The 8817-nt window shown below is 71.8% G+C and carries 7 protein-coding genes and 2 pseudogenes; 3 read left to right on the top strand and 6 right to left on the bottom strand.

The window, feature by feature from the left end; all coding sequences use genetic code 11:
- Positions 1–627, top strand: a pseudogene (locus ACFWY6_RS41740) (glutamate dehydrogenase); the annotation flags it as partial.
- 35 nt (positions 628–662) lie between these two features.
- On the top strand, positions 663–1274 hold the full coding sequence (locus tag ACFWY6_RS41735; RefSeq protein ID WP_384702007.1) for a TetR/AcrR family transcriptional regulator: 612 nt from the start codon (positions 663–665) through the stop codon (positions 1272–1274).
- Between the two features lie 22 nt (positions 1275–1296).
- On the opposite strand, the gene ACFWY6_RS41730 is transcribed toward ACFWY6_RS41735, so the two are convergent.
- Positions 1297–2115, bottom strand: a complete 819-nt coding sequence (locus tag ACFWY6_RS41730) for an SGNH/GDSL hydrolase family protein (protein ID WP_384702004.1) — start codon at positions 2113–2115, stop codon at positions 1297–1299.
- A 123-nt stretch (positions 2116–2238) separates the two neighbouring features.
- The gene (locus ACFWY6_RS41725; protein WP_384702010.1) at positions 2239–4347 is read right to left on the bottom strand and encodes an alpha-galactosidase; all 2109 of its coding nucleotides are present in this window, start codon (positions 4345–4347) and stop codon (positions 2239–2241) included.
- A gap of 180 nt (positions 4348–4527) precedes the next feature.
- Between ACFWY6_RS41725 and ACFWY6_RS41720 the strand changes: the two genes are divergently transcribed.
- Positions 4528–5334: a tyrosine-protein phosphatase gene (locus tag ACFWY6_RS41720; RefSeq protein ID WP_384702001.1), complete on the top strand. Its 807-nt coding sequence runs from the start codon at positions 4528–4530 to the stop codon at positions 5332–5334.
- An 18-nt stretch (positions 5335–5352) separates the two neighbouring features.
- Here ACFWY6_RS41720 and ACFWY6_RS41715 read toward each other — a convergent pair whose 3' ends face one another.
- From ACFWY6_RS41715 to ACFWY6_RS41700, 4 genes and pseudogenes are all read right to left on the bottom strand, one after another.
- Positions 5353–5469, bottom strand: coding sequence for a DUF6126 family protein (locus ACFWY6_RS41715; protein WP_135329603.1), 117 nt, complete (start codon positions 5467–5469; stop codon positions 5353–5355).
- Positions 5470–5537: 68 nt separating this feature from the next.
- Positions 5538–6179: a helix-turn-helix domain-containing protein gene (locus ACFWY6_RS41710; RefSeq protein ID WP_384701998.1), complete on the bottom strand. Its 642-nt coding sequence runs from the start codon at positions 6177–6179 to the stop codon at positions 5538–5540.
- 73 nt (positions 6180–6252) lie between these two features.
- Positions 6253–7638 carry an aspartate aminotransferase family protein gene (locus ACFWY6_RS41705; RefSeq protein ID WP_384701995.1) on the bottom strand — a complete coding sequence of 462 codons (1386 nt, stop codon included), beginning with the start codon at positions 7636–7638 and terminating at the stop codon, positions 6253–6255.
- 16 nt (positions 7639–7654) lie between these two features.
- A pseudogene (locus ACFWY6_RS41700) lies at positions 7655–8737 on the bottom strand (transketolase C-terminal domain-containing protein); the annotation flags it as partial.
- Positions 8738–8817 lie beyond the last annotated feature (80 nt).

Below are 8817 nucleotides of genomic sequence, written 5' to 3'. Positions count from 1 at the left end.
GGGGGGGCGGGGGCCCCGGGGGGGGGCGCCCCCGGGCTCTCCCGCCCCGGGGGGGGGGGGGGGCGGGGGGCGGGGCCGGTGGTCGGGGCCCCGCGCCCCAACCCGGCGGGCCTCGACGTCGAGGCACTGCTCGCCGCCCGGGACCTCCACGGCGCCGTGGACCGTGCCGCCCTGCGCCCCGGGGACCGCGAACTGCCGGGCGAGGCCTGGCTCTCCACGGAGGCGGAGATCCTCGTCCCCGCGGCGGTGTCGTACGCCATCGACGAGGTGAACCAGCAGCGGATCACGGCCCGTTGGATCGCGGAGGCGGCCAACATGCCGGTCCTGCCGGAGGCGGAGAAGCTCCTGGCGGCGCGCGGCGTCACCGTGCTGCCGGACGTGGTCGTCAACTCCGGCACCAACGCCTGGTGGTGGTGGACGCTGTTCGGCGACATCGGCGCCGACCCGGACGAGGCGTTCGCGCACATCCGCCGCTCGATGCGGGCACTGGTCGAGCGGACACTGGGGCGGGCGGAGGCGGACGGCACGACACCGCGCGCCGCCGCACACGCCCTGGTCGCGGACCGCCTCCCGGAGATCGCGGACCGCTTCGGGTGGTACGCGACTCCGCGAAGGGACGCCCCGTAGGTGGCCCGCCCCTCCCCGTGGGTAGGCTGCCCGACGTGGCAAGGGTGCGGTTGAGCGTGGCGGAACGGCGTGCGGAGCTGCTGTCCGCCACCGTCGAACAGATCGAGGTGCGCGGCGTGGCCGCCGTGCGCATCGCGGACGTGGCGGCCGCGCTGGGGGTGAGCAACGCCCTGGTGCTCTACCACTTCTCGACCAAGGAAAAGCTGGTCGCCGCCGCCTTCGCGCACGCCGCCGAGGGCGACCTGGCCCATCTGCGCGCCCTCCTGGGCCGCCGCACCACGGCGGAGCGCCGGCTGCGCGCGGCCGTCCGCTGGTACGCGCCCACCGGCCAGGCCAAGGGCTGGCGCCTGTGGATCGAGGGCTGGTCCGCCGCGCTGCGCGAGCCCACCCTGCGCACGGTCACCCGCGATCTCGACCAGCAGTGGAAGGCGGCGCTCACCGAGGTCATCGCCGAAGGCGTCGCCGCGGGCGAGTTCCGCTGCCCCGACCCGCAGAGTGCGGCCCTGCGCCTGACCGCCCTGCTCGACGGCCTCGCGGTCCAGCAGACGGCGTACGAGGGCACGGTCCCGCGCGGCAGGATGCGCGCCTGGGTGGACGAGGCCCTCGACCGCGAACTGGGCCTGGTCCCGGCCCGCACCGCGATCTGAGAGGCAACGCCCGGCGGACGCGTCAGGACGCCGACTCGATGTGCATCCTGACGGTGTACGGGTCCACGGCCCCCTTCGCCTCCACATGGTCCCCGGACGACTCGCCCCGCAGGCGCCGCCCGATCCACGGCACCAGGTACTCGCGCGCCCAGTGGATGTCATCGCGCCGCACTTCGAGGGTGTTCCGCGGCGGCAGCGGCGGCCACGGCTGGTCGGGGTCCGCGGGCACGTCGAGGCCGAGGACCTGTCCCGCGCGCAGCGCCACGCGCGTGTGCCCCTCGGCGGAGAGGTGCAGCCGGTCGCCGTCCCAGGCGCGCCGGTCCTGGACGGTCTTGAGCGACCACAGGTCGAGCACGGGGCAGCCGTAGCGGTCGGCGATCGCGCGGACATGCATGTTGTACGTGGCGATCTTGCCGCGCAGATGCTTGAGCACGGCGACGCCGCGGGTGTCGAAGCCGGTGGTCACCATGACGGTGCCGACCGACGACGTGAGGTCGGCGACCGCGCGCTCGAACCGCTCGGCGACCTCGTCCGGGTCGGTGCCGGGACGGATGATGTCGTTGCCGCCGGCGCAGAAGGTCAGCAGGTCGGGCGCGAACTCCCTGGCCTTCGGCACCTGGTCCGCCACGATCTGGTCGAGGAGTTTGCCTCGTACGGCGAGATTGGCGTACCGGAAGGTGTGCTCGGGCACCCGGTCGTCGAGCAGGACGGCGAGACGGTCGGCCCAGCCGACGAACGCACCGTCGGGCCCCGGGTCCCCCACCCCCTCGGTGAAGCTGTCGCCGACCGCTGCGTAGGAGGTGAATGTGTCACGAATGAAGGATGTCGACTCTGCTGTCACGTCGTCACATCTTTCACCTCGTCAAGTGACCTACGCCACCGTAGGGAGGGGTTGACGGGGGGTGAGATAGGCCACCGGTCAAGATTGTTCCAAGCCGGAATACGCGGCGACCCGCCGAGCCGCTCACACCCTGCGGAAGCGGAACACCGCCGCGTCCAGGTCACCGCGCAGCCCCGTCCGCAGGCCGTGGTGCAGCAGCACCGCGCCCCGGTGGACGACGCCGGTGCCCTGGCAGACGTAAGCCGCCGTGGGGTCGAGCCCCCGCAGCCGCACCCGGGGCGACGGCTCCCCGTAGGCCTGCGCTCGCAGCCACGCGAGGACGACGGTCTCGTCGCCGTGGACGTACTGCACCGCGCTGAGCGCGTCCTCAGGCGGGCGCAGCCGGTAGAGGTCGCCGAGCTGCACCACGGGCCGGATCTCCTTGTAGAGGCTCACCCATTCACCCGCCTCGGCCAGTTCACTCTCGGTCCACTCCGTGAGGTCGCCGCCGATGCCTAGTACGCCCGCCATGGCGCTCACGAAGCGGAAGCGCAGGCTGCTGACCCGGTCGTTGAGCTGGGTGTTCGGGCTGTCGGTGACCCAGGCGGCCATGACCCTCGCGGGATGCAGCTGGCTGAAGCCGTGCTGGATGGTGAGCCGGTCGAGCGGATCGGTGTTGTCGGAGGTCCACACCTGGTCGGTACGGGAGAGGATCCCGAGGTCGATCCGGCCGCCGCCGCCCGAGCAGGACTCGAAGGCCACGCCGGGATGCGCGGCCCGCAGCCGGTCGACCAGTGCGTACAGGGCGTGCACATGGTCGTGCCAGATCCGCTGCGGATAGCGCTCGCCCGGCCAGCCGGGATCGCTGAAGCAGCGGTTGAAGTCCCACTTCACATAGTCGATCGGGGCGCTGGAGAGCAGCGCGTCGAGCCGCTCCCGGAGATGCTCCTGGACGTCCTCGCGGGCGAGGTTGAGGACGAGCTGGTTGCGGAACTCGGTGCGGTCGCGTCCGGGGTGGTGCTGCACCCAGTCGGGGTGGGCGCGGTAGAGGTCGCTGTCGGGGTTCACCATCTCCGGTTCGACCCAGATCCCGAAACTCATGCCCAGGGCGTGCACCTCGTCGGCGAGGGGCTTGAGACCGCCGGGGAAGCGGTCCGGATTGGGGGTCCAGTCGCCGAGCCCGGCACGGTCGCTGACGCGCTGCCCGAACCACGCGTCGTCCACCACGAACAGCTCCACGCCCATCGCCGCCGCCCGCTCGGCGAGCGCCCGCTGCTGGTCCTCGGCGATGTCGAAGCCGGTGGCCTCCCAGGAGTTGTAGAGCACGGGCCGCGTCACACCGGCGTCCGGGATCACGTGCTCCCGCTGATAGGCGTGCCAGGCCCGGCTCGCGCCCCCGAAGCCGCCGTCGCTCCACAGCCCGGCGAAGACGGGCGTCACGCACTCCTGTCCGGGCGCGAGGAGCAGCTGCCCGGAGTCGTCGGACCCGCTGCCGCCGGTGATCTGCACGGCCCCGTCCGGCAGTTGCGCCACCGCGATCCGCCACGACCCCGACCAGCCAAGCGCGCAGCTGTAGACCTCCCCGCGCTCCTCGGTCGCCCCCTCCGCGTCCAGCGCCACCCAGGGCAGATGCTGATGCCCGGTGTGGCCGCGCCGGCTGCCGATGACCTTCTCTCCGTACGTGACCGGTGACCGCACCAGCTGCGACTCGGCGGCCCAGCGGCCGTGCAGCTGCGAGAGCCGCCAGTGCTCGCGCGTGGGCAGGGTCCAGGTGGCGGAGTCGGCGCGGAGCAGCTCAAGCTCGGGGGCGCTCGCCGGACCTTCGTGCCGGAGGACCGCATGGCGCTCGATGATGTCGCCGCGCATCCGGTAGACCAGCGTGACGGCCAACTGGTGTGCGGAATCGTTGAATTGAAGCCGCAGCTCGCCCTGCCCGGCCTCGTCGTCCTGCCCGGTCTCGGCCCCGGAGAACCGCCACTCGGTGCCGCGCACCCCGCCGCCCCGCACGGAGAGCGCGGGACGCGTGAACCGCCGCCCGCCCTCGACGGGATACTCCTCCCACCCGTCGAGCCCCGACTCGAAGCCCCGCTCCGCAGGCAGCGGCTCCGCCGCGAGGGCCTCGGCGTCGGCCAGGGCGATGCGGGGACCCCAGTGCAGATGCAGCAGTTCGTCGCGGGCCGTGAGCCGCAGCGCATAGCTGCTGGTGGGCCCGGAAAGCAGCCACGTACGACCGTTCTCGCCGACCTCGATCATCAGTCCCCACAGATTCGACCCGATACCGACAGGCACGCGCGTGTACGCACATCATCGAGGCGGCATCACCTGTGAGGCAACGCTCGTGCACCGGCAGTGATTGCCTCAGGAACCCATGTCGTATCGTCGAAGTCGCACCCCACCGGCGAGCAGCGCCGGCGGCCGGACGGAGGAGCCCCCGTGACGCAGCAAGTCCCGCCGACCGAGCTGTCGGAGCCCGAGCTGACCGGTGTCCGCAATTTCCGCGATGTGGGCGGGCTTCCGACCGTCGACGGCCGCCGGGTCCGGCAGGGCCGGCTCTTCCGCAGCGGTCACCTCGCGCACGCCACGGAGGCCGACTCCGCCTTCCTCGCGTCGCTGGGCCTGCACACGATCTTCGACTTCCGCAACGCGGCCGACCAGCGGCTCGAAGGCCCGGACGTCGCGCTGCCCGGCGTACGCAATGTGAATCTGCCGCTGACCGACCCGGCCGACGGCGCCGAGTTCTGGCAGATGGTGCGCGACGGCGATCTGGACCAGCTGCGCGCCGCGCTCGACGACGGGCAGGCCGCGGGCCGCATGTCCGCCTCGTACCGCACGATCATCAAGGACCGCACCGCCGAGCACAGCCGCGTGCTGCACGACATCGCGGGCGACAGCGTCCCGGCGCTGATGCACTGCGCCGCGGGCAAGGACCGCGCGGGCCTCTCGGTAGCCGTCACGCTGCTCGCCGTCGGCGTCGAGCGCGACGCCATCGAGGCGGACTACCTGGAGTCGAACGCCACCCACCGCCGCTACAAGGTGCACCGCAGCAACAGCTCCCCCGACGCGATGTCCCCCGAGGTCATGGCGCTGCTCAGCCCGCTCTTCGAGGCCCGCGCCGAGTATCTGGCGGCCGCCTTCGAGACCATCGAGCAGACCTGGGGCGACACGGAGACGTACCTCACCGAGGGCCTCGACGTGACCCCCGAGACCCGTGAGCGGCTGCGCGCGCACCTGCTGGACTGAGCCGCTGCCGGGCGGGCCCTACTGGTTCTGCGCGCCCAGCGAGAAGAGCAGGTAGATGAAGGCCGCGAAGAGGTGCCCCACCGCGACGTAGACGATCAGCCGCACCCAGAGTCCCCGCGGGAACTTCTCCTCCATGGCCATGGCCTTGCGAGCGGGCTGCTCCTGGTCCCGGTCCCGGTCCGGCTGCTGCGCTTCAGGTTCCGTCATCGCGGGTCTCCCAGGGTGGGGCTGTGCGCGGTCCCGCCGAGGCACAGTGCGGTGGCGGGACTCTGCAGCAGGGTGTGGACGAAGAGAAGATCGGCACCGCGGTGGTCCGCGGCGGCGATCCGGTGCGGGGTCAGCGAGTCGAAGTGGGCGCTGTCCCCGGGCTCGAGGGTGTACGTGGCGTCGCCGAGCCGCAGCCGAAGGCGCCCCTTCAGGACGTACAGCCACTCCTCGCCGGGATGGACGCGCACGATGTCGCCCTGCGCGCCGTGCGGCACATGCACCCGCAGCGCCTGCATGCCGCGTGCCGGGGCGCCGGCCTGCCAGTAGGTCCAGCCGCCCGCCCGGGTCGGCTCCATGTCGGCGGCGCGGACGATCGCGTCCCGGTCCGCGGGGGTCTCGCCGAGCAGCTCCGAGACCGTCGTACCGTAGGTGCGGGCGAGCGCCAGCAGCATCGGCAGCGACGGCTGGCGCTGTCCCGTCTCCAGGCGGGAGAGATGGGCGGGCGAGAGCCCGGCGGTGCGGGCAGCGGCCTCCAGCGTGAGGGCGGCACGTCGTCGCAGGTCACGCAGTTGCGGCGCGACGGCGGGCAGCGGTTCGGCGGCCTCGGGTTCGACCGGCTCCGGCTCGGCAGGGCTCATACCTTGATTGAGCCAGACCCTTACCTCTGAGGCAACTTTCTTGCCCCAGAGGCAAAGACTTCGATGGCGTCCCTCAACGGTTCGCGACCGCCTGCTTCACCAGCGTCCTGCCGAAGTCCCACATCAGCCCGCCGCCGCTGTGCGCCTCGTCCATCACCGCGGTGAAGGCGTCGACGAACCGGTCCACCTCGCGCTCCCCGATGATCAGCGGCGGGATCAGCTTGATGACCTCCAGATGGTCGCCGGAGACCTGGGTGAGGATGCGGTGCTTCTGCAGCAGCGGCACGACCACCATCTGGGCGAAGAGACCCTTGCGCGCCGCCTGCAGCATCGTCCAACGCCCGCGCAGTTTCAGGGACTTGGGCCGCCCGAACTCGATGCCGATCATGAGGCCGCGGCCGCGCACCTCGCTCAGGAGCTCATAGCGGTCGACGAGCGCGGCGAGCCGGCTCTTGAGCAGCTCCCCCGTCACCCGGGCGTTCTCGACGACCTTCTCCTCGTCCATGACCGAGAGCACCGCGAGCCCGGCGGCCATCGCCTGCGCATTGGAGCCGAAGCTCGCCGAGTGCACGAGCACCCGGTCCATGGACGAGAAGACCTTCTTGAAGATCCAGTCCTTGCCGAGCGTCGCGCCGACCGGCACATAGCCGCCCGAGAGCGCCTTCGCGACGCACACCAGGTCCGGCTCGACCCCCTCCTCGTGCTGGTACGCGTAGAAGTCGCCGGTCCTGCCGAGGCCGGTCTGCACCTCGTCGGCGATGAGCAGCGCCTTGTGCCGGTGCAGCAACTCCTGGGCGGCGCGCAGATATCCGGGCGGCGTCTCGTGCACACCCTTGCCCTGGATGGGCTCCAGGATGAGCCCGGCCACGTCACCCTGCTTCAGCTCCTTCTCCAGGGCGTCCAGATCGCCGAGCGGGATCGCCGTGTCGGGCAGCAGCGGCGCGAAGCCGTCCCGGAAGCCGCTCTCGCCGTTGACCGAGAGCGAGCCTGTGGTCAGGCCGTGGAAGGCGTGCGTGCAGTAGAGCACCCGCGGCTTCCCGGTCGCGTACCGCGCGAACTTCAGCGCCGTCTCGACGGCCTCCGTACCGCTGTTGCCGAAGAACACCCGGTCCAAGTGCGGGCTGTGCGTGAGGAGTTGCTCGGCGAGCAGGCCGGGCAGCGGCTGGCAGTCGAAGCGCGTCAGATCGGCGAGCGAGGCGTCGAGGACGTCGTGCAGCGCCTTGCGGACGACAGGGTGGTGCCGGCCGAGCCCCATCACGCCGAAGCCCGCGAGCATGTCGAGGTAGTCGTCGCCGTCCGCGTCCCAGAAGTACGCGCCCTCGGCCCGTTCGTAGACCTTGTCGAAGCCGATGGTGTGCAGCATCCGCGGCAGCTGGTGGTTCAGGTGCCGCGCATGCAGGTCGTAGCGCTCGGCGCCCCGCTCGGCGAGGAGTCTGCCGAGGTCGAACTCCTTGGTCATGCCCGCTTCTCCTTGGTCATGCCCGCGCCTCCTTGACTGCGCCCGCCTTCTCCTCGGCGAGCGCGCTCTGCCGCTCCTCGGCGGCCGCGCCCTCCTTCTCGCGGCGGGCCACCGTCGCGCTGATCCGCCCCGCGATCTCGACCGGCGTCAGGCCGAGGTCCGCGAGCACCTCGCCCCGCTTGGCGTGCGCGAGGAACTGGTCGGGAATGCCGAACCGCCGTACGGGTACGTCGACTTCGGCCTCGTCAAGCGCCAGCGCCACCGCGGATCCGACCCCCGCGGCCCGGCTGTTGTCCTCGACGACCCCCACGACCCGGTGCCGTGCGGCGAGCCCCGGCAGCTCGGCATCGACCGGCTTGACCCAGCGAGGGTCGACCACGGTGCAGGCCAGACCCCGCTCGCGCAGCAGCTCGGCGGCCTGCAGACAGACGGGCGCCATCACCCCGACCGCCACCAACAGGACCTCCGCGCCCGGGTCCTGGGCCAGCACGTCCATGCCGCCGATCCGGTCGACGGCGGGAATCGCGGGCCCCACGGACTCCTTGGGGAAGCGAAGGAGCGTGGGCGCGTCGTCGACATTGACCGCTTCCCGCAGCTGCGCCCGCAGTTGGTCGGCATCGCGTGGCGCCGCGATCCGCAGCCCCGGCACGACCTGCAGGATCGACATGTCCCACATGCCGTTGTGCGACGCACCGTCGACGCCTGTGACCCCGGCCCGGTCGAGGACGAAAGTGACCCCGCACTCGTGCAGCGCCACATCCATCAGAAGCTGGTCGAAGGCCCGGTTGAGGAAGGTGGCGTAGAGCGCCACGACGGGGTGCAGTCCCTCGGTCGCGAGCCCGGCAGCCGACACCGCGGCATGCTGCTCGGCGATCCCCACATCCCACACCCGGTCCGGATAGGCCTCGGCGAACTTCGTAAGGCCGACCGGTCCGAGCATCGCCGCCGTGATCGCCACGACGTCATCCCGCTCGGCCCCGATACGGACGATCTCGTCGCCGAACACCGAGGTCCAGGAAGGGCCGTTGGAGGGTGCGAGCGGCTCGCAGGTCAGCGGGTCCATCACGCCGACGGTGTGGAAGCGGTCCGCCTCGTCGGCGTGTTGGTCCTGTCGCTTATAAACATATACGAGCCCCCGCGACCAGGAAGGATCGGGGTTTGGGTGGTTGGGGTTTAAAA

The sequence above is a fragment of the Streptomyces sp. NPDC059037 genome (genome assembly GCF_042740015.1).
GTDB lineage: Bacteria > Actinomycetota > Actinomycetes > Streptomycetales > Streptomycetaceae > Streptomyces.
Note: the sequence above shows the minus strand (reverse complement) of the source record. Positions and strands in the feature narration are given on the sequence as shown.

Excerpts from the sequence above, each read along its gene's own strand:
- ACFWY6_RS41725 (WP_384702010.1), bottom strand. The coding sequence starts at position 4,347 with ATGATCGAGGTCGGCGAGAACGGTCGTACGTGGCTGCTTTCCGGGCCC.
- ACFWY6_RS41715 (WP_135329603.1), bottom strand. The coding sequence starts at position 5,469 with ATGGAGGAGAAGTTCCCGCGGGGACTCTGGGTGCGGCTGATCGTCTAC.
- ACFWY6_RS41710 (WP_384701998.1), bottom strand. The coding sequence starts at position 6,179 with ATGAGCCCTGCCGAGCCGGAGCCGGTCGAACCCGAGGCCGCCGAACCG.
- ACFWY6_RS41705 (WP_384701995.1), bottom strand. The coding sequence starts at position 7,638 with ATGACCAAGGAGTTCGACCTCGGCAGACTCCTCGCCGAGCGGGGCGCC.